This window comes from Kitasatospora sp. NPDC088548 (assembly GCF_044753005.1).
Classification (GTDB): domain Bacteria; phylum Actinomycetota; class Actinomycetes; order Streptomycetales; family Streptomycetaceae; genus Kitasatospora.
Genome location: NZ_JBIVMI010000017.1, coordinates 148,845 through 167,671, shown reverse-complemented (window position 1 = coordinate 167,671; position 18,827 = coordinate 148,845). Strand labels below are relative to the sequence as shown.

The window sequence follows — 18,827 nt, the reverse complement described above, 5'->3', positions numbered from 1 at the left end:
GCACACCTGTCCGCTTGTCTGACATGTGTGACCCCAGGCCCGCGCTCAACGGTTCCACCGGCACCCTAAGGGCTACCTAACTCCTCAGACAACCTGATGGATCGCACGCGCGCGACGGGCTCCCGTGCCGGGTGGCACGGGAGCCTGTCGCGCAGGGGGTCGGACGATCGGCGGATCAGCTCCGGCCGAGGGCCCGGGCGTCGGCCGCGATCAGCTGCGCCCGGTCGGCCGGAACGGTCCGGCCGGCCTGGTTCTCGGCCCAGTTCGCCAGCGGCTGGTACTGGCCCTGACCGAGCATCACGGTCAGCGTGGCCACCGTGTTGCGGTCCGCGCCCGAGGTGAGGATCAGCGAGGCCAGGCCGGTCGGCGTGGCGGCGACGGTGAACTCCGCGGTGGCCTGGGCGCTGCCGCCGGGGCCGGTGGCCTCGGCGCGCAGGGTGTGCTTGCCCAGGGCCAGGGTGGCGGTGTCCAGCGGGGCGCCCGCCGGGATCTCCTTGCCGTCCAGGGTCAGCCGGACCGTCTCCGCACCGGTCGCCTGCACGGCGGTGACCGGCTGCTGGGCACGGTCCAGAGTGGCACCGGCCACCGGCGAGGTGATCTCCACCTTCGGCGCGGCCGGCGGCGCCACGGCGCCGCCCTGCAGCCAGGCGGAGTTCCAACCGGACAGCTCGGCCGGGCGGTTGGTGATGACGCCGTCCACCCCGGCGGCCTCCAGCGCCTTCCAGCGGGCGGCCGCGTCGACCGTCCAGACGTTCACCGCGACCCCGGCGGCGTGCAGGTCCTTCACCACGCCGGCGCGCGCCGACAGACCGCCGTCCGACGGGTTGTAGGCGGCCAGCCCCAGCTCCCTGGAGATCGCCACCGGGTCGGCGTCCAGGTCACCGCGGAGCAGGCCGAGCGGCAGCTCCGGTGCCAGCTCGCGGGTGTAGCGCAGCGCGTCCACCTCGAAGCTCTGGACGAAGACACGGCCGGTCATGCCGTGGTCGCGCACCTCCTTGACGATCCGGGCCACCTCGTCGCGGCTGTGCTGGCCCTTGATCTCCAGCAGCAGGTTGCCGCCACGGGTGCGCAGGTCGTCGAGCTGGGCGGCCAGGGTCGGGACCCGGGTGCCCGTGTACGCCGGACCGAACCAGGAGCCCGCGTCCAGCGCGTCGATCTGCGCGGCCGTCAGATCGCAGATCCGGCCCTTGCCGTTGGTGGTGCGGTCGACGGTGTCGTCGTGCAGCACGTACGGCACGCCGTCCTTGCTGGGCTGGACGTCGTTCTCGATCCACTCCGCGCCGCCACGCCGGGCGATCTCGTCCGAGACCAGGGTGTTCTCCGGCGCGGCCGAGGAGGCGCCGCGGTGGGCGAACACCGTCAGCGGCGAGCCCGCCGGGCGTATCCAGGCGCCGGGCGCGAGCGCGGTGACCCTGATGTCGTCGAACGACACCTTCGCGCCGTTCACCACCAGCGCCTGGCCGCCGTCCGCGCTGCGGGCGACCTGGGTGGTGCGCAGCACCTCCTTGCCCTCGAAGATCCAGCGGGCGCTGGTGCCGTGCACCTCGACGGCGATCCGCACGTCGCGGCCGGTGCCCGCGGCGGACGGGGCGGAGCCGGTGTTGGTGACGTTCCAGGCGTTGCCGGTGGTCCGCTGCGCGAACTCCAGGCCGTTGGCGGCCGTGGTGCCGGTGCGCATGGTGGCGATCGACCAGGGGGTCGATCCGCTCGCCGGGACGTCCAGGCCGAGCGCCGTCCAGCGGGCGGTGTCCTGGACGCTCTCGAAGCGGGCGGTGGCCTCGAAGCGGAAGTCGTCCAGGTGGCGGCCGAAGGTGATCCGGCTCTGCTGGCCGGAGTTGGCGGAGCTGCCGACCAGTCGGCCGTTCTCCACCTTCCAGTCACCCTCGACGGCGTTCCAGCCGGCCGGGAGGCCGGAGCCGGAGAAGTCCTCGGAGACGACGACCTCGCCGGGGGCCTGCGCGGCCGCCGCGGTCGTCGCGGACACCGCGGCCGGCGCACTCAGCGCGACGGTGGTGAGGCCGAGGGCGGCGACCGCGGCCACGGCGGCGACCAGGGCGGAGGTCCGACGGGCCGTCCGGCCGGTGGCCCGGCGGACGGGCTGGTGCCCGAGGTGGACCGGGGGGAGCTCGGCGTGCGCGCCGACGGGGCTGGGGTGGTGACTCTGTGTCATGCCCGCACGCTAGGGATGGCGATCGAACCGGAAGCCACGGCTCCGAAAACCGTCCATGACCATTGGGGGTGCGATTCGCGTCGATGGCGAATTCCTTGCGGTATCTGGCCGGTTCGCTTCCATACGGCACCGGGCGCGAGCCTCGCGGACGAGGACGCGGCCGCCGGGCCGTCCGGTTGCCGGCCCGGGCCGCGGGAACTCAGCGCGACGCCGACGGATCGGCCCGCCGCACCCCACTCGCCCCGCTCGCCCCGCTCGCCCCGCTCGCCCGCTGGAACGCGAGCATGCTCCACCGCACACCGGCCCGGCCGTGCAGGTCCCCGCGCTCCGCACGGTGCAGCAGCTCCAGCCCGCGGGCCCGGGCCAGCGCCACCGTCTCGTCCGCCGGGACGTCGAACATCCGGCGTCCGGCCGGAACGGGCCCGTGCCGCAGGGAAAGCAGGACGCGCCCGGCCGGAGCGAGCAGCCCGGCGATCGCGTCCATCGCCAACGGCCGCTCCCGGTCGGCCAGATGCATCCAGACGGCGGTCAGCAGGATCAGGTCGAAGCGCTCGCGCCCGCCGCCGAGGACGGGCAGCGAGGGCAGCGCGTCGTCCACCCAGCGGATGCCGCGTCCGGCGTGGAGGCGGTGGCCGATACCGCGCAGTTCCGCCGTGGGTTCGGCGGCGACGACCCGGTGGCCGAGCCCGGCGAGCGCGGCCGCGTCCCGCCCGGTGCCGGCGCCGATGTCCAGAACGGCGCTCGGCGGCTCGGGGACGAGGTGCAGCACCTCGCGGTGGACCTCGGCGAACGTCACGCTCTCGTACTGCACGGCGAGCCGCTCGGCCTCCTCCCCGTAACCGGCGGTGCTCGCGAGCTGGTTCATGGTTCCTCCGGGGCGCGGTACGGGCGGTCGGGACGATTCTCCCCCAGGTGACCGCCGGTCCGGGTCGCCCGGAAGGAGGACCCGGTCGCAGGTGGGCAAGCGCCCGCCGAAGGGCCCGCGCCGCCGGCGCCCGGCCGGAGCGCTCAGGCCTCGCCGGGGTGCCAGGCGGGCCACTCCCAGGGACGGTCGGCCCAGTGGACCCGGACGGGGTCGTGCGCGTCGAGATCCGGGAAGAGCTGCCGGATCCGGGGCTCGAACTCCTCCGGCGCCAGGGGTTCCCAGCCGTGGCCCTCGAAGTACACCAGGCGGTAGCGGCTGTCGGTACGGAACTCGGCCACCTCGACCAGGGGCTTCGTCGTGCTGTTGGTTTCCATGTCCTCAGCATGTGGTCGGCTCCCGGGCTCCGCACCCGGGGTACGGCAGGCAGCGTACGGCCGACCGGGCGGGCCTCGGAGAACCCTCTTCCGGGTCATATCCCGACGGCGGAACGCTCGTTGAGCACTGCACACGGTTCGGTGGGGGGTTCGGCGGCAGGAGGACAAGACGATGAGCGGGCAACCGACGCACGCACAGCAATGGCAGTGGCCGCAACAGGCGTGGCAGCCCCCGCCGCTGGGGGCATCCGCGGTGCCGCCACCCACGCCGCGCCCGCCCGCACCGCCCCGGCGCTCGCGCCGGGTGTGGGGCGCGTCGGCCATCGGAACCCTCGCGGTGATGGCGACCGTGCTGGTGATGTGCGGACCGGGATCGGACGAGGAACTGTCCGGGGCGGTGCCGGTCCCGGAGGCCTCGCCCTCGCCGTCCGGGTCCGCGGCGCCCGCGCTGCTGCCGGTGTCGCCGCGGCTGGTGTCCGCCACACCGTCACCCTCGCCGGAGAACGCCCCGACCTCGCTCGGCGCCGGAACGGCCGACCTCGGGGCGGCACCGGCCGCCCCGGCGTCGAACGCCACGCCCTCCGGACCGGACCGCTCCGCGAGCGCCCGGCCGAAGCCGGGCCGGACGCCCCACCCGTCGCCGTCCCACGGCACCGGCGCCGCCGGTGCGTCCGCGCCCACCCCCGCGGCCTCGGCGGCCCCGGCGGCCCAGGCTGCCCCGGCGAACGGTGCGGGTGCCGGCAAGCCGGGCGGCGGCCAGGGCGCGGGTGCGGGCTCGGGGGCGGGCACGGTCTGCGACCAGGCGGAGCGCCTCGGCCGCTGGAAGCCCGGCTCGGAGCAGTCCCGGCTCTGCCACAGCGTCTACGGCTGAGCGCGGCGGCCACCGGCCGCGCGGGCCGCCTGGTGCCGAGGGGGCGAGTGCCGACGGGTTCGGGGGCGCCCACGACGCCCGTGGGGCCCGAACGGACGGCGGCCCGCCCCGGGGTTCGGGGACGGGCCGCCGTCGGCCGGGCCGCGCGGCGCGGCTCACCCGGCCGGCAGCAGCCCCCGGTCCAGCCGGGGCGCCAGCACCCGGGCCAGCGTGTCGGTGATGTGCCCGGTGTCGCGGTAGAGCACCACGCCCTCCAGCACCGCGGGGCAGTCCGGGCCGGTGCCCGGGCAGAGCAGCGGGCCGAGGTCCAGCACCCGGACCCGGTAGCGCGCGGCGAGTCCGCCGTCGATCAGCGGGTCACGCTCGAAGGCCGTCTCGCGCGGGAAGAAGCAGGCGTCGGAACGCCCGTCCGAGGCGGCGAGGCAGGTCGGGATGTCCTTGCCGGGCATCGGCGTGTCGCCCAGGTAGGCGAGTGGGGCGCCGGTGGCGGTGAGGCGGTCCAGGGTGCGGGTCCAGCCGGTGGCGCGCTCCTCCTGGCTGCCGTACCGGTTGAGGCCGGCCATCAGGATCAGCCGCGGCTTGGGCCCGGTGGCCAGCCGGGTGAAGGTGTTCTCGCGCCAGCGGTCGCACTCGTCGAAGGTGCGGCCGAGGACGTTGTTGCGCACGGTCAGGGTGGCCAGCGGGCAGCCGGGCTTGACCAGCACCTCCAGCGCCCAGTGCCGCTGCTCGGCCAGGGCGAGCGCGCCCGAGATCCACTGGCCCGCGTGCGAGTCGCCGATCAGGACGATCCGGTCCGGGCTGTCCTCGGTGCCGAACAGGCAGCGCGGGCTGCTGTCGGCGCCGAGCGCGATCTCACAGCCCCTGCCGGGCGGGAAGTCCTCCCGGGCCCGGGCCAGCGAGGGCGTCAGGCTGAGCACCCGGACGCCGGGGGCGAGCAGGTCGGGGCCCTCCACCGCACCGGCCGGGGCGACGGTGGACGCCTCGGCCGTGCCCAGGGCCCGGACGGTGCCGCCGCCCAGGGTCAGCCCGGCGATCAGCGGGATGACCAGTGCGCTGGCACCGACGGCGAGGCCCCGGCGCGGCGCCGGGCTGCTGCCGTAGCGCAGCGGCTGCTCCACCAGCCGCATGGTGAGCCAGGCCGGCAGGGCGCTGGCGGCGGTGAGCGCGACCAGGGTGGTCCACGGCAGGCTGCCGTACCTGGCCTGGGCGATGGTCAGCACCGGCCAGTGCCACAGGTACCAGGCGTAGGAGAGCCGGCCGGCGGCCCGCAGCGGGCGGACGGAGAGCAGCCGGCCGACGTCGGTGGCACCGAGTGCGCGGTGCGCCGGGCCGGCGAGCAAGACGGCGGCGGTGCCGAGCACCGGCAGCAGGGCGGCGCTGCCGGGGAAGGGCGTGTTGCGGTCGTAGTGGAAGACCGCGACGACGACCGCCGCCGCGCCGCCCCAGCCGAGCAACCGCAGTGCCCGGTCGGCCGGGCCCGCGGCGCGGCCGCCGTTCGACAGCCGGGCGGCGAGGGCGGAGCCGAGCAGGGCGGCGCAGGCGCCGGCCGCGAACTCCCAGAGGCGGCTGGCGGTGGAGAAGTAGCCCAGTGGCGCCGAGCCGGCCGTCCAGCGGATGCAGAGCAGCAGCGAGACGGCGCCGATGGCGACGGTCGCGAGGGTGATCGCGGTGGTGCGGCGGCGGCCCCGGAGGTAGCGGACCAGGCCGAGCAACAGGACGCCCCAGAGCAGGTAGAACTGGTTCTCCACGCCGAGCGACCAGAAGTGCTGGAGTGGGCTGGGGTCGCGTTCGGCGGCGAGGTAGTCGGTCTGCTGGCCGACGAACCGCCAGTTGGCGAACTGCCCGGCGGCGGCGATCAGGTCGCGGGCGAGGTCGGTGCCGCGCAGCGGGTCGAGCAGGGCGCCGCCGGCGAGCGCGGTGGCGACCAGGACGACGGCGGCGGCGGGCAGGATGCGGCGGGCTCGGCGCGCGGCGAAGTCCCAGAGGCCGATGGGCCGGCCGAGCAGCAGCCCGGTGATGAGAAAGCCGGAGATGACGAAGAAGATGTCGACGCCGACGTAGCCGCCGGTGAAGGCGGGGACGGAGGCGTGGAAGGCGAGGACGGACAGCACGGCGATGCCGCGCACGCCCTCGATGTCGGGGCGGAAGGCCGCCCGCTTGCGTGGTTCCTCGGCCGGTGGCGCCGCCAGGGCGGTCCGGTGGCCGGGGTCGGGTGCGCGGTCGATGCGCACGGTGTCCGGTAACACGTCACCCGACGGGGCGGCGCTCGACAGGACGGCGGTCGACAGCACGACGTCCGGCAGGACGGCGTCCGCCGACTGCGGTGGGTTCGACGGCTCGGCGCTCGACGGCTCGGCGCTCGACGGTGGTACGGCCGTTGACACGGCGGTGCTCCTTGCAGGGCTGGCAGCGGTGGTCGGGGCTGCCGGGCCGATGGGGCGGCCGGGCGGCGGGTCCGCGCCGGTGGGGCGACGCGCAAGGAAGGTGGAGCAGAGGGAGGGTGGAGCAGAGGGAAGGTGAAGCGGGAGGAACCGGGGGGCGAGGGGCCGGTCAGAACATCAGGGGGTCGGCCCAGCCGGACGCCAGCAGCCCGCAGAGCAGCAGCACGGCGGTGACGGCCACCGCCTCCGCCCGGCCGAAGCGCAGGTCGGAGCTGCGCCGGACGGGCGGGGCGACCTCGGCCACGGCGGCACCGTCGCCACCGCGCAGCAGGGGCCACAGGGACCGGATGAGCGGGATCATGGTGTAGGCGGTCAGCGAGAGCAGCGCGATCAGCGCCCAGTACGGCTGCCAGCCGCGCAGCGCGACGGCCCGGGCGAGACCTGCGATCCCGGCGAGGATGACGAAGCCGAGCCAGCCGACGCCGATCCGGGCGACCGCCCGGGCCAGTGAACTGCCGCCCGACACCGCGCCGGTGGGCACCCAGTCGGCGCTGCGGCGGCGCAGCGCGTGCGCGATGGCGACCACGTGGCAGAGCCCGCCGAGGAGCTGGACCCGGGTGACCTCGAATCGCCACCGGGTGCGGGACATCGCGGGCAGCAGCACCAGCGCGACCCAGATCGGCGGCAGGAACGGCAGGACCTGCCAGGGCTCGATCTCGGAGGGGGCGAAGAACAGCATGATCAGCGCCGGCAGCGGGATGGCGAAGACGTTCACCGCGCTGGTGAGGTAGCCGAGGATGCCGTTCCAGAAGCAGAGCCGGGCGGAGCGGGAGAGCGGGCCGCGGCGGAAGCCCGGGTCACGGACCAGCGCGAGCGAGCCGAGGCACCAGCGGTACTGCTGGCTGATGAAGGCGGGCAGTCCGGTCGGCGACATGCCCTTGGCGACCAGCGCGGGGACGTAGCGGGTGGTCCAGCCGGCACGGGCCAGCGAGAGGCCGGTGTAGAGGTCCTCGCTGTGGTCGATCTCCGCGAAGCCGCCGACCCGTTCCAGGGCGGCGCGCCGGTAGAGCGCGTTGGTGCCGCAGCAGACGGTGCCGTCCTGGGCGTCCCGGGAGGGCTGGATCCAGCGGTAGAAGATCTCCTGGGTGGCGCCGGCGGCCCGCTCCAGCCACGACATGTCGGGGTCGGTGTCGAAGCACTGCGGGCTCTGCACGATGCCGACCTCGGGGTTGTCGAGGTAGGGCACCAGGTGGTGCAGGAAGTCGGGGCGCGGGCAGAAGTCGGCGTCGAGGACGGCGATGATGTCGCCGTTGCCCTCGGCGAGGCCGTGGTTGAGGTTGCCGGCCTTCTTGAACCGGCCGCGGTCGGGACGGGCTCGGTACTGGAAGCCGTACGACTCGGCGAGTTCGCGCACCTCGGGGCGGTCCGCGTCGTCGAGCACCAGGACGGTCAGCCGGCCGGGCCAGCGGACGGCGGCGGTGTGGCGGTAGGCGTTGTCGAGGACGGCGAGCGGTTCGCCGGCGGTCGGCAGCAGCACGTCGACACCGGGGCACCGGGCGGGCCGCCAGGCGCCCAGCAGCAGGTCGTGCGAGTCACGGGTGAAGCGGCGCGAGCGCTGGCCGTCGGTGAGGGAGAGCAGCCAGGTGACGGCGTTGAGCACGGTCAGCAGCAGGAACGGCCAGAGCAGCGGGCGGCTGAGCGCGAACAGGCCGAGCGTGGCGGTGGCTCCGGCGTAGGAGAGGGTGGCGCAGAGCAGCACCCAGCGGCGCTGCGGGCCGAAGTACCAGTAGAGCTCCTCGTCGTCGGGCGGACTGGGCAGTCGCAGGGACGGGTCCGCGGGTATCCGGCGCGGACCGGTGTCGGATGCGGGCATGGCGGTGCCATGGAGTACGGGCATGCGGAGATAGCCCCCTGGGCTGGGACGGGACGTGGCCGTTCTGCCGTCAGCCTCTCATATTGGCCTAGACCAATCGTTAACAAGGTATGACATCTGCGTATTGCCGCAGGTCAGGACTTTGACGGTCCGTCATGATCACACAGGAGTGGATCAGTCCGCACAAGTGTCCGAGTGCTGGTCGAGGGTTCGGGCGAACTCGTCGGTGGGCGCGGGGGATCGCCGCCATTCCCCGCACGATCATCCGAACGTGCAGGTCGTGACGGTTCGTCAACGGTTCCGCCACCCCGTTGGCGGTGCTATCCGCGGCGCTCACCGCCCGTGCGGCGGTCGGCGGCGTCCAGCAGGGCGAGGGTGCGGGCGCCCGGGAGCAGTGCCTGTTCCAGGGACCGGGCGGGCGCCTCCTCCAGGCCCCCGATGGCCGAGGCGATCTCCTCCCTGGCGTCCTGGGCGATTTCGGCGGCCACCACGGCCGCGGGGGTGGAGGGGCCGAGTTTGCTGACCGCCGCGGCGGCGCGGGCCGGGGTGAGCAGGGCCGTGGCTTCGATCAGGAGCCAGGCGGGCACCCCGGTCACACCGTGCGGCGGTGGCAGGTAGGGCCGTGCGCCGTTGTAGCGCGCGTCCTCCGCGAACGCGGGTTGCTTCACCTTGGCGACCGGGCGGTTTTCGGCCTCCGGGGTGTCGGTCTCGTGCCACTCCCCGGCCGGCTTGAGGACGTAGCCTTCGGCGAGGTTGTCGTCCAGTTCGGGCAGTCCGAGGGCGGCGGGGACCTTGGTGCGGAATGTGCTCGGCAGCTGCTGCAGCGTGTTCAGCGGACCGTGCCCGAGTGCGGGCACGCAGGTGAGCCCCGCCGCGGCGGCGGCTCGGCGAAGGGAACGGTCGGAGATCCAGCGGCGGTCGCCGGAGGCGGTGGCGACATGGGCGTCGAAGAGCAGCCAGTGCAGGCCCGGCGCGTACCACACCCCGGTCTGCACCGGCTCGCTTCCGGGCTCCGCGGGAACGTCCGGGTGCGGGTAACGGCCGCCGGCCAGTTCGCCGTAGATGGTCACCACCGCGTCGTCGCCGTCCGCGTCCGTCGCGCCGCCGGGTTCGCCAGGTGCCCCGCCCCGGGCCGTGCGCAGTACCGCGGCGAAGCGGGCCGCGGCCACGGCCAGCGCGGGCCAGATCCTGCTGACGCCGAAGAAACCGTCGAGCAGTTCGTCGCCCAGCAGCTCGCGCCGTTTGGCCGGACGGACTCCGGAGCGATCGCAGACAACGGCGAAGTGCGCTCCGTGCACCTTCTCGGCGGCGACCCATTCCCGGACCGCGAAGCCGCCGAGCCGTCCGCCGGCGGGGATCTTGGGGTAGGGCAGCAGGGCGGGGGGCTGGGATGCGATATCGGACATCAGAGGATCATCCGCCGCACGCCCGGCGGCGGGCAACGGAATTTGGCCGCCCGCGTCGGGCCGGCGGGCGGCGGGAGGACGGCCCAGGACCCGGCCGCCCCGGGCCGGGGCGGCCGGGAGCGGGCCGGTCCGCGGCCCCTCAGCGCCCGGCCACGGACTTGGTCAGCGTCTCGAACCGCAGGTCGGGCCGGAGCGGGATGCCGAAGCGCTCGTCGCCGTACGGGAACGGGGTGTGGACACCGGTGCGGTGGAAGCCCCGGCGCTCGTACCAGGCGATCAGGTCGGACCGCTGCTCGATCACCGTCATCTCCAGCTCGGCGGCGCCCCACTCCCCCGCGACCCGCTCGGCCTCCGTGAGAACGGCCCGGCCGAGGCCGCCGCCCTGGCGGCCGGGGCGCACCGAGAACATGCCGAAGTAGGCGCGCTCGCCCCGGCGTTCCAGCTGGCAGCAGGCCAGCAGTTCACCATCCTGCTCGGCGATCAGGACGACGCCGTCCGGGTGGGTGATCGCGGCGGTGACGCCCTCGGCGTCGGTCCGCTGCCCCTCCAGCAGGTCGGCCTCGGTGGTCCAGCCGGCCCGGCTGGCGTCGCCCCGGTAGGCGGACTCGACGAGTTCGACCAGGGCGGGCACATCGGCCAGGGTCGCCGGGCGGAAGGCGGGCCCGCCGACCGGGGCGACGGCGGCGGGCGCGGCGGTGTCGCCCCGGTCGGCGGGCCGGACCGCCTCCGACAGGTCGGTGGCGGGCTGGGCGTCTCGGGTGGTCTCGGGCACGGCGGTCCCCTTCCTCGGTGGTGCGGCGGCCGCACGGATGTCGGCCCTCAGGAATCGTGCCACAGCAGCTCAGCGGCACCGCGGGCCGGATCCGAGAGGCCGGGGGCGGAGCACGGATCCGGCAGGGACCGGCCCGGCCCCGTGACGGCGGTTCAGGAGGCGGCCGGGAAGACAGGGCAGGCCACCGCCCTGGCCGATCGCACCCGACGCGGTGCCACGATCTGCCCGCGCCGCCGCTCAGGCCACCCGGGCGCCCAGCATCCGCAGCACCAACTCGCCGTACCGGCGGCCGAGTTCCTCCGGTGTCTCGCTGCTGCGGTCGGTGTACCAGCGGGAGACGTCGATGCCCAGCGAGGTGACGGCGCGGGCCGCCGTCCGCACCTCGGCGACCTGGAAGACCCCGGCCTCGACGCCCGCCCCGATGATCGCGCTGACCTCGCGCTCGATGTCCAGCCGGAGCGCCGCGACCACCGCGTAGGCGTCCTCGGGCAGCGCGTGCAGTTCGTAGTTGACCACCCGGCCGACCGTCCGCGCCCGGGCGTGCCAGGCCGTGAACTCCTCCACCAGCCGCCGCATCCGTGCCACCGGGCCCCCCTCGCCGGCCGCCGCCGCCCGGACCAGCGCCAGCGTGGCCGCGTGCCCGGCCCGGCTGATCTCGGCCAGCAGGGCGGCCTTCGACGGGTAGTGGATGTACAGCGCGGCCGGGCTCATCCCGGCGGCGGTGGCGATGTCCCGGGTGGTGGTGGCGTGGAAGCCGCGCTCGGCGAACGATTCGACGGCCGCCTGGATCAGCCGGTAGGCCGCCTCGGGGCGGGCGTCGGGGCCGCCGGGCAGGGCGGGCCAGAGGTCGGCGATGGGCGTGCTCGTCATGGCGTCATCCTCGCAGAAGACTCGTACAGACGTTCCGGCCGGACGCCCCGGCGGACTGTTGACAGCGTCCCGCACCGACCGCATGCTGAGCAAGCGCTTAGTCACGCCGGGCCACCGGGCCCGGCCCGCGCCCCACCCCTCGCCGAACCGCCGACTCCGTCGAACGCGTGCGAAAGGACCCTCCGTGGTGCACTCCTTCAAGGGCCAGGTGGCCGTCGTCACCGGATCCAGCCGGGGCATCGGCCTCGGGATCGCGCGCGAGCTCGTCGCCCGGGGGGCGAAGGTCTGCCTGACCGCCCGCACCCCCGAACCGCTCGCCGAGGCCGTCCGCGACCTGGGCGGGCCCGACGTCGCGATCGGCATCGCCGGCAAGGCCGACGACCCGGCCCACCAGGAGGAGGCCGTCGCCCGCACGATGGAGGCCTTCGGACGGCTCGACCACCTGGTCAACAACACCGGGATCAACCCCGTCCACGGCCCGGTGCTGGCCACCGACGACGCCGTCGCCGCCAAGATCCTGGCCGTCAACGTGCTGGCCCCGCTCGCCTGGACCCGCCGCGCCCACGCCGCCTGGATGGGCGAGCACGGCGGCTCGGTGGTCAACGTGGCGTCCGTCGCGGGCATCCGCGCCTCGCTCGGCATCGGCCTGTACGGGGTGAGCAAGGCCGCGCTGATCCGGCTGACCGCCGAACTCGCCGCCGAACTCGGCGGCCAGGGGATCCGGATCAACGCCGTCGCGCCCGCCGTGGTCAAGACGCGGTTCGCCGAGGCGCTCTACGAGGGCCGGGAGGAACAGGTCGCCGCCGCGTACCCGCTCGGGCGGCTCGGAGTGCCGGAGGACGTCGCGGGCGCGGTCGCCTTCCTGCTCTCCTCGGACGCCGCCTGGATCACCGGCCAGACCCTGGTGGTGGACGGCGGCGTCACCCTCGGCGGCGGCCTGTGAGCACCGACCGGAGCTCCGGGGCGGACGGCCCGGCCGGCGGCTTCACCGGCCAGGGCACGGCGGTCACCGGCGCCGGCGCGGTCGGCGAGGCGCTGCCGGCACCGACGGCGCTGGGCCCGGCCGAGTCCGGCGGAGCGGTGGCCCTTGCCGGCGGGGATCACCCGGCCGTGATCGGTCCGAGGTAGGTGCCGCCGGAGACGTCGATGGTCTGGCCGGTCACCCAGCGCCCCTGCGGACCGGCCAGGAAGCCCACCACGTCCGCGATGTCCTCCGGCTCGCCGATCCGTCCGAGCGCGGTGATCGACTCGAGTCCGGCCATCGCCTCGGGAGCCGAGGTGTAGCCGGCGATCATGTCGGTCCGCACCACCCCGGGGGCGACCGTGTTCACGGTGATCCCGCGCCGGCCCAGTTCGTTGGCGAGCGACGGGCCGAGGGCCGCCAGCGCCGCCTTGGTGACGGTGTAGCCGATCTGGCCGGCGGCCGCGATCCGGGTGGCCGCCGAGCCGATGCTGACGATCCGCCCGCCGTCCCGCAACAGCGGCAGCGCCCGCTGGACCACGAAGACCGGCGCGCTCACGTTGACCGCCAGCAGCCGCTCGAACTCCTCCTCGGTGAGCTGCCCGATCGAACTGACCGAGTGGATGCCCGCGTTGTTGACCAGGATGTCCAGGCCGTCCGCGCCGTGCTCCGCCAGCCCGGCGGTGAGCCCCTCGAACAACCGGTCCACCGCGCCGCTCTCGCCGAACCGGGCCCGCACCGCGAACGCCCGCCCGCCGGCCCCGGCGATCAGCGCCACCGCCTCCGCGGCGGCCGCGTCGTTGCCGCCGTAGTGGACCGCGACCAGCGCCCCCTCGGCGGCGAGCCGCAGGGCGACCGCGCGCCCGATCCCGCGCGAACCACCCGTCACCAGTGCGGTCCTGCCGTCCAGTTCACCCATGATCGCCCCTCCCCTCGCGCTGTCCCGGTCGGATCCGGGAACGGTTCAGCCCAGGACGAGTACTGCCGAAGCCGGGCGGCTTCGGCAGTACGGCTCCGGGCACACGGCCCCCTTCCAGCTCCTCCCTACCGGCCCCCCTCCGCGGCCCCCTCCCGGTGGCGCCGCAGCTCGCGCCGGGCGAGCGAGCGCTTGTGCACCTCGTCCGGCCCGTCGGCCAGGCGCAGCGTGCGGTTCCCGGCCCAGAGCTGGGCGAGCGGGGTGTCCTGGCTGACCCCGGCGGCGCCGTGCGCCTGGACGGCCTTGTCGAGGATCCACTCGACGGTGCGCGGGGTGGCGATCTTGATGGCCTGGATCTCGGTGTGCGCGCCGCGGTTGCCGACGGTGTCCATCAGCCAGGCGGTCTTGAGCACCAGCAGCCGCAGTTGCTCGATCCGCACCCGGGACTCGGCGATCCAGTCCTGGACGACGCCCTGGTCGGCGAGCGGACGGCCGAAGGCGACCCGCTCCAGGGTGCGCCGGCACATCAGCTCGACGGCGCGCTCGGCGATGCCGATGGCCCGCATGCAGTGGTGGATCCGGCCGGGCCCGAGCCGGGCCTGGGCGATGGCGAAGCCGGAGCCCTCCTCGCCGATCAGGTTGGCGGCGGGGACCCTGACGCCGTCGAAGTGGATCTCGGCGTGGCCGCCGTGGTCGGCGTCGTCGTAGCCGAAGACCTTCATGCCGCGCCGCACCGTGACGCCGGGGGTGTCGCGCGGGACGAGGATCATGCTCTGCCGCCGGTGCGGCTCGGCGGCGGGGTCGGTCAGGCCCATGACGATGAGGATCCGGCACTCCGGGTTCATCGCCCCGGTGATGTACCACTTGCGCCCGTCGACGACGTACGTGTCCCCGTCGCGCCGGATCCGGGTGGCGATGTTGGCGGCATCGGAGGAGGCGACGTCGGGCTCGGTCATCGCGAAGGCGGAGCGGATCTCGGCGGCGAGGAGGGGGCGCAGCCAGCGCTCGCGCTGCTCGGCGGTGCCGAACTGGGCGAGGAGTTCCATGTTGCCGGTGTCGGGCGCGGCGCAGTTGAGGGCGGGCGGCGCGAGCTGGGGGCTGCGTCCGGTGATCTCGGCGAGCGGCGCGTACTGGAGGTTGGTGAGGCCGGCGCCCTCGCTGCCGGGCAGGCTGTGCTGCTGTGACAGAAAAAGGTTCCAGAGGCCCTGTTCGCGCGCCTCGGTCCGGAGGTCGGCGACGATCGGCGGAACGGCCCAGGGGGCGCGGGCCGGATCGGCGAGCTGGGCCTCCAGGACGGGTTCGGCGGGATGAACGTGCTGGTCCATGAAGGCCAGCAGCCGCTCGCGCAGTTCGAGCGTCCGGGCGTCGTGGGCGAAGTCCATCGGTCAGCGCTCCTTGAGGGCGTCGAGGGTGGTGAGGCCGTGTTCGGCGAGGACGGGCGCCATCTCGCCCGCCCGTTCGAAGCCGGTGCCCAGGGTGCGGCCCTGCCGGTAGCGGTAGTGGATGCCCTCGGCGACCACGGCGAGCTTGAAGGACGCGAAGGCGACGTACCAGTGGAGGTCGGCGGCGTCGCGGCCGGTGTTCTCCGCGTACCGGGCGACCAGTTCCCCGGCGGCCGGGAAGCCTGGGGCGGTGGCGGCGGAGGGGATGATGCCGCCGCCGACGCCGGCGAGCTCGGTGTACATCACCAGCAGGCCGACGTCGGTGAGCGGGTCGCCCAGAGTGGACATCTCCCAGTCCAGGACGGCGGTGATGGTGTCGCCGGACCGGTCCGAGGAGTCCACCAGCACGTTGTCGAGCCGGTAGTCGCCGTGGACCAGGGCGGGCGCCGGGGAGGCGGGCAGCCGTTCGGCGAGCAGGCCGTGCAGGCGGTCGACGCCGGGCAGTTCACGGCTGCGGGAGGCCTCCAGCTGGGTGGACCAGCGGCGCAGCTGGCGCTCCAGGTAGCCCTCGGGGCGGCCGAAGTCGGCGATTCCGACGGCGACCGGGTCGATCCGGTGCAGGGTGGCGAGGGTGTCGACCAGGCGGTGGCCGAGGGCGTGGACGCGCTGCTCCCCGAGAGCGCCGAGGGCGGCCGCGTCGCGGTGCGCCGTCCCGGGGACGTGCTCCATCAGGTACCAGGGCGCGCCGAGCACGTCCGTCCCCCGGTCCAGCAGCAGGGTGGCGGGGACGGGGACGCCGGTGTCGCGCAGGGCGGTCATCACCCGGTGCTCGCGGCCCATGTCGTGCGCGGTGGCGAGGACGTGCCCGAGCGGCGGGCGGCGCAGCACCCAGCGGGAGGTGCCGTCGGTGAGGCGGTAGGTGAGGTTGGAGCGGCCGCCCTCGATCAACTCGGCCCGCAGCGGCCCCTGGACGGTGCCGGGCAGCGCGCGGTCGAGATGGGCGCGGAGCCGGGCGAGGTCCAGGCCGGGCGGGTCGGCGGGGGTGTCGGGCATGGGCTCGCTCCTGGGTCCGGGGTGGCTGACTAAGCGCTTGCTTAGCATTCAACCGGGTGCCGCGCCCTGTCAATGCCCCGGCGCTCCGGCGCCGCCCGCCGGGCCCGCGCCGCCGCCACCCCGTCCGGCCGCCACAATGGCGTCATGAGGCTGATCCACACCCTGGCCGGCGTGCTGATCCTGCTGCTCACCATCGCCAGCATCCTGCGCACCCTGGTCGTCCCGCGCGGTCTGTACTCCGCGCTGGCGTACCGGCTCTGGTGGGGGCTGCGGACGCTGCTGCGGCTGTCCGCAGCGCCGTTCGGCACCTACCACGCGCAGGACCGGGCGCAGACCTGGCTGGCGCCGCTGATCCTGCTGGGCATGCTCGCGGTGTGGCTGAGCTCGATGCTGCTGGCGTACACCCTGCTGCTGCACGGCATCTCGGAGCTGAACTGGGCGGTGTCGTTCCGGGAGGCCGGTTCCAGCCTCTTCACGCTGGGCTTCGCGAGCGGGGAGCGGCTGCACCTGTCCGCGCTGGACTTCCTGGCCGCCGCCAGCGGGCCGCTGGTGATCGCCCTGCAGATCGCCTATCTGCCGACCCTCTACGCCGCGTACAACCGGCGCGAGGTGGAGGTGACCCTGCTGCAGTCCCGGGCCGGGGAACCCGCCTGGGGGCCGGAACTGCTGGCACGGCAGTGGCTGGTGGACACCGAGACGGCGCTCCCCCAGCTGTACCGCGACTGGGAGCGGCTGGCCGCCGACATCGGCGAGAGCCACTCCAACTACCCGGTGCTGCTCTCCTTCCGCTCCCCGCGGCCGCACCGCAGCTGGGTGGTGGGCCTGGTCACGGTGATGGACGCGGCCGCGATCCACCTGGCGGTCTCCCCGGACTCCGCGCCGCCGGAGGCCAGGCTGGTGCTGCGGGCCGGGTTCACGGCGATGCGCGACATCGCCCGCTCACTGCGGGTCGGCTTCGACCCGGACCCGACGCCGGACACCCCGGTACTCCTGACCTTCGCCGAGTTCGACGCGGCCGTCTCGATGATCACCGCCGCCGGCTTCCCCCGCGAGCGCCCGGCCGCCGAGGCCTGGCCGCACTTCCACGGCTGGCGGGTCAACTACGAGGCGCTGGCCTACGAACTGGCCCGCCGCAGCGACGCCGTGCCCGCCCTGTGGACCGGCCCCCGCGACTTCCGCACCGCCGCCATCCCCCCGGCCCGCCCCACCGACCGCCGCCCGCCTCCGGACGGCGGGGCGTGACGGCCGGCGGGCGGGCCCGCGCTCAGCCGGTCGACCGGTCGTCCGGTACCCAGTTGCCGTGCAGACCGAGCGGGACGCGGACAGGCAGGTGGACGCGGGCGAGCGGTTCGCCGGTGAAGTCCTGGGCGGCGAGGATGACCAGGTCGGCTGCGCCGCGCTCGGGGTTGTGGGCGTAGGCCATGACGTACCCGTCGTCCTCGGCGGCGGACGACTCGGCAGGGACGAACACGCCCTCCCCGACGGCTCCGAACCGCCCGAACTCGTGTGCCTCGGTGGCGCCTCGGAGCAGGTCGTGCTTGAGCAGCGCGCTGCTGAAGCCCTCGTCCGGCCGGCTGTCCCGGGGGCGGCGGGCACCGCGGGCGTCGCACCGAGGTCGCAGGGGCCGACCGTGTCGAGCTCGTAGGTGAGTTCGTACGGCTTCAGCCCGCCCTCGATGAGGGCGAAGGTACGGCCGGCCAGCCCGGCCACCTGGACGTTCGGGGCGAAGTCCGTCCGCTCGTCGACGGGGGCGCCGCGGCGCGGTTCGCCGAGCCGGTCGGCGACCGAGGCGGAGCGGACCCAGCGGTTGCGGTACCACTCGGCGCGGCCGTCGCGGATGCGCACGCCGTGCACCATGCCCTCGCCGAGGGTCCAGATGTGCGCGGCGGCGTCCTCGACACCCAGCGGGTTGGGGCCGGTGCGCAGATAGCGGCCGCTGAGATGGGCCGGTATCCGGCCGGTGACGGGCAGGTCGTAGGCGGTGACCTCCTCGGTGACGGGTGCGAAGCTGCCCGACAGATAGCGGTTGGACGTCAGTGACGTGGTCATGCGTTCCGTCCTTGGTCGGTCGTGCTCTGGTCGGTCGTGCCCTGGCCGGTCGTGCCCTGGCCGGTCATGGGAGCCGGCTGGGCGAGGAAGGCGTGGCCCACCGCCGTCATCAGCGCCTCGTAGTACCGGGCCGCGGTGTCCGGCGGGAAGTGGCCGGCGAGTTCCAGGCTCACCGCCCCGTGCGCGGCGGCCCAGAGGAGCTTCGAGATCTCCTGGGCGTCGCCGGGGCGGAAGACGCCGGCCTCGACGCAGGCGGCCACGGCCGCCACGGAGGTGTCGAAGGCGGTCGCGGCCACCGCCAGGGCCTCGGCGCTCGGCCGGTAGCCGGGAACGGCCTGTTCGAACATGACCCGGTAGTAGGCGGGTTCGGCCAGCGCGTGCCGCCGGTAGGCGGTGCCGAGGTGGTCGAGGTGGGCCAGCGGGTCGGCGGTGCGCGGGACGCGCTCCTGGGCCCGGCGGAGCCGGGCGAACCCCTCCCGGTACAGGGCGTCGGCCAGCCCGTCCTTGCCACCGAACATGGTGTAGAGGACTTTGGTCGACGCACCGATCTCGGTGGCGATCCGCCGCATGGTCAGCGCGGCGGACCCCTCCTCGACCAGCAGGGCGATGGCGCGGTCGAGGATCGCGGCGCGCGCGGCCTCCTGGCCGCGCCGCAGGGCGTCCTGGTAGAGCGTGCTCATGGGTAACACCGCATCTGATGGGTAACGTTGTTACCAGGCCCGCCGCCGAACCAACTCCGTCCAGCCGAAAGGGCCCTGACACGGCAGCGGGGGGCGGGCCGCGCCCGCCCGGGCGGGCGGGGGGGGGGGGCCCCCCCCCCCGGGCCCCCCGCCCCCGCCCCCCCCCCGCCCGCGGGGGGCGGGGGGGGGGGGCCGGCCCCCCCC

The 18,827-nt window shown here is 75.0% G+C and carries 17 protein-coding genes and 1 pseudogene; 4 read left to right on the top strand and 14 right to left on the bottom strand.

Annotated elements, in window-relative coordinates:
- Positions 1-175: 175 nt before the first annotated feature.
- The 3 genes from ACIP82_RS22385 to ACIP82_RS22375 all read right to left on the bottom strand — a co-directional run bounded on the left by ACIP82_RS22385 (position 176) and on the right by ACIP82_RS22375 (position 3,409).
- The gene (locus tag ACIP82_RS22385; protein ID WP_400655492.1) at positions 176-2,170 is read right to left on the bottom strand and encodes a glycerophosphodiester phosphodiesterase; all 1,995 of its coding nucleotides are present in this window, start codon (positions 2,168-2,170) and stop codon (positions 176-178) included.
- Positions 2,171-2,369: 199 nt separating this feature from the next.
- Positions 2,370-3,035 carry a class I SAM-dependent methyltransferase gene (locus ACIP82_RS22380; protein ID WP_400655490.1) on the bottom strand — a complete coding sequence of 222 codons (666 nt, stop codon included), beginning with the start codon at positions 3,033-3,035 and terminating at the stop codon, positions 2,370-2,372.
- A 143-nt stretch (positions 3,036-3,178) separates the two neighbouring features.
- Positions 3,179-3,409 (bottom strand): hypothetical protein, encoded by a 231-nt coding sequence (locus ACIP82_RS22375; protein ID WP_363612080.1) that lies wholly within the window; start codon positions 3,407-3,409, stop codon positions 3,179-3,181.
- A 340-nt stretch (positions 3,410-3,749) separates the two neighbouring features.
- On the opposite strand from ACIP82_RS22375, the gene ACIP82_RS22370 reads away from it, so the two are divergent.
- The gene (locus ACIP82_RS22370; protein ID WP_400655487.1) at positions 3,750-4,280 is read left to right on the top strand and encodes a hypothetical protein; all 531 of its coding nucleotides are present in this window, start codon (positions 3,750-3,752) and stop codon (positions 4,278-4,280) included.
- A 155-nt stretch (positions 4,281-4,435) separates the two neighbouring features.
- Here ACIP82_RS22370 and ACIP82_RS22365 read toward each other — a convergent pair whose 3' ends face one another.
- The 5 genes from ACIP82_RS22365 to ACIP82_RS22345 form a co-directional block, all read right to left on the bottom strand.
- Positions 4,436-6,664, bottom strand: coding sequence for an acyltransferase family protein (locus ACIP82_RS22365; protein ID WP_400655484.1), 2,229 nt, complete (start codon positions 6,662-6,664; stop codon positions 4,436-4,438).
- 166 nt (positions 6,665-6,830) lie between these two features.
- A complete protein-coding gene (locus ACIP82_RS22360; RefSeq protein WP_363612074.1) occupies positions 6,831-8,558 on the bottom strand; it encodes a glycosyltransferase family 2 protein in 1,728 nt (575 codons plus the stop codon).
- A gap of 296 nt (positions 8,559-8,854) precedes the next feature.
- Positions 8,855-9,940: an RNA ligase family protein gene (locus ACIP82_RS22355; RefSeq protein WP_400655480.1), complete on the bottom strand. Its 1,086-nt coding sequence runs from the start codon at positions 9,938-9,940 to the stop codon at positions 8,855-8,857.
- A gap of 139 nt (positions 9,941-10,079) precedes the next feature.
- On the bottom strand, positions 10,080-10,580 hold the full coding sequence (locus ACIP82_RS22350; protein WP_363612116.1) for a GNAT family N-acetyltransferase: 501 nt from the start codon (positions 10,578-10,580) through the stop codon (positions 10,080-10,082).
- A gap of 369 nt (positions 10,581-10,949) precedes the next feature.
- Positions 10,950-11,582, bottom strand: coding sequence for a TetR/AcrR family transcriptional regulator (locus ACIP82_RS22345; protein WP_363612070.1), 633 nt, complete (start codon positions 11,580-11,582; stop codon positions 10,950-10,952).
- A gap of 184 nt (positions 11,583-11,766) precedes the next feature.
- Between ACIP82_RS22345 and ACIP82_RS22340 the strand changes: the two genes are divergently transcribed.
- Both ACIP82_RS22340 and ACIP82_RS22335 read left to right on the top strand, forming a co-directional pair.
- On the top strand, positions 11,767-12,525 hold the full coding sequence (locus tag ACIP82_RS22340) for an SDR family oxidoreductase (RefSeq protein WP_400655477.1): 759 nt from the start codon (positions 11,767-11,769) through the stop codon (positions 12,523-12,525).
- Positions 12,522-12,710, top strand: coding sequence for a hypothetical protein (locus ACIP82_RS22335; RefSeq protein ID WP_400655475.1), 189 nt, complete (start codon positions 12,522-12,524; stop codon positions 12,708-12,710). The genes ACIP82_RS22340 and ACIP82_RS22335 overlap by 4 nt, the downstream gene beginning before the upstream one ends.
- Here ACIP82_RS22335 and ACIP82_RS22330 read toward each other — a convergent pair.
- The 3 genes from ACIP82_RS22330 to ACIP82_RS22320 form a co-directional block, all read right to left on the bottom strand.
- Positions 12,683-13,462, bottom strand: a complete 780-nt coding sequence (locus tag ACIP82_RS22330) for an SDR family NAD(P)-dependent oxidoreductase (RefSeq protein ID WP_400655473.1) — start codon at positions 13,460-13,462, stop codon at positions 12,683-12,685. The genes ACIP82_RS22335 and ACIP82_RS22330 overlap by 28 nt on opposite strands.
- Before the next feature lie 125 nt (positions 13,463-13,587).
- Complete coding sequence (locus ACIP82_RS22325) at positions 13,588-14,841, bottom strand: acyl-CoA dehydrogenase family protein (RefSeq protein ID WP_400655470.1); 1,254 nt, start codon at positions 14,839-14,841, stop codon at positions 13,588-13,590.
- Between the two features lie 3 nt (positions 14,842-14,844).
- Positions 14,845-15,894 carry a phosphotransferase family protein gene (locus ACIP82_RS22320; RefSeq protein ID WP_400655468.1) on the bottom strand — a complete coding sequence of 350 codons (1,050 nt, stop codon included), beginning with the start codon at positions 15,892-15,894 and terminating at the stop codon, positions 14,845-14,847.
- A 144-nt stretch (positions 15,895-16,038) separates the two neighbouring features.
- Here ACIP82_RS22320 and ACIP82_RS22315 point away from each other — a divergent pair, with 144 nt between their 5' ends.
- Positions 16,039-17,136 (top strand): hypothetical protein, encoded by a 1,098-nt coding sequence (locus ACIP82_RS22315; protein ID WP_400655465.1) that lies wholly within the window; start codon positions 16,039-16,041, stop codon positions 17,134-17,136.
- Between the two features lie 22 nt (positions 17,137-17,158).
- On the opposite strand, the gene ACIP82_RS22310 is transcribed toward ACIP82_RS22315, so the two are convergent.
- The 3 genes and pseudogenes from ACIP82_RS22310 to ACIP82_RS22300 form a co-directional block, all read right to left on the bottom strand.
- The gene (locus ACIP82_RS22310) at positions 17,159-17,425 is read right to left on the bottom strand and encodes a carotenoid oxygenase family protein (protein WP_400655542.1); all 267 of its coding nucleotides are present in this window, start codon (positions 17,423-17,425) and stop codon (positions 17,159-17,161) included.
- A 134-nt stretch (positions 17,426-17,559) separates the two neighbouring features.
- A pseudogene (locus tag ACIP82_RS22305) lies at positions 17,560-17,943 on the bottom strand (carotenoid oxygenase family protein); the annotation flags it as partial.
- Entirely contained in the window at positions 17,940-18,623 is a 684-nt protein-coding gene (locus ACIP82_RS22300; protein ID WP_400655463.1) for a TetR/AcrR family transcriptional regulator, read from the bottom strand. The pseudogene ACIP82_RS22305 and the gene ACIP82_RS22300, both read right to left, overlap by 4 nt.
- Between the last annotated feature and the right edge of the window lie 204 nt (positions 18,624-18,827).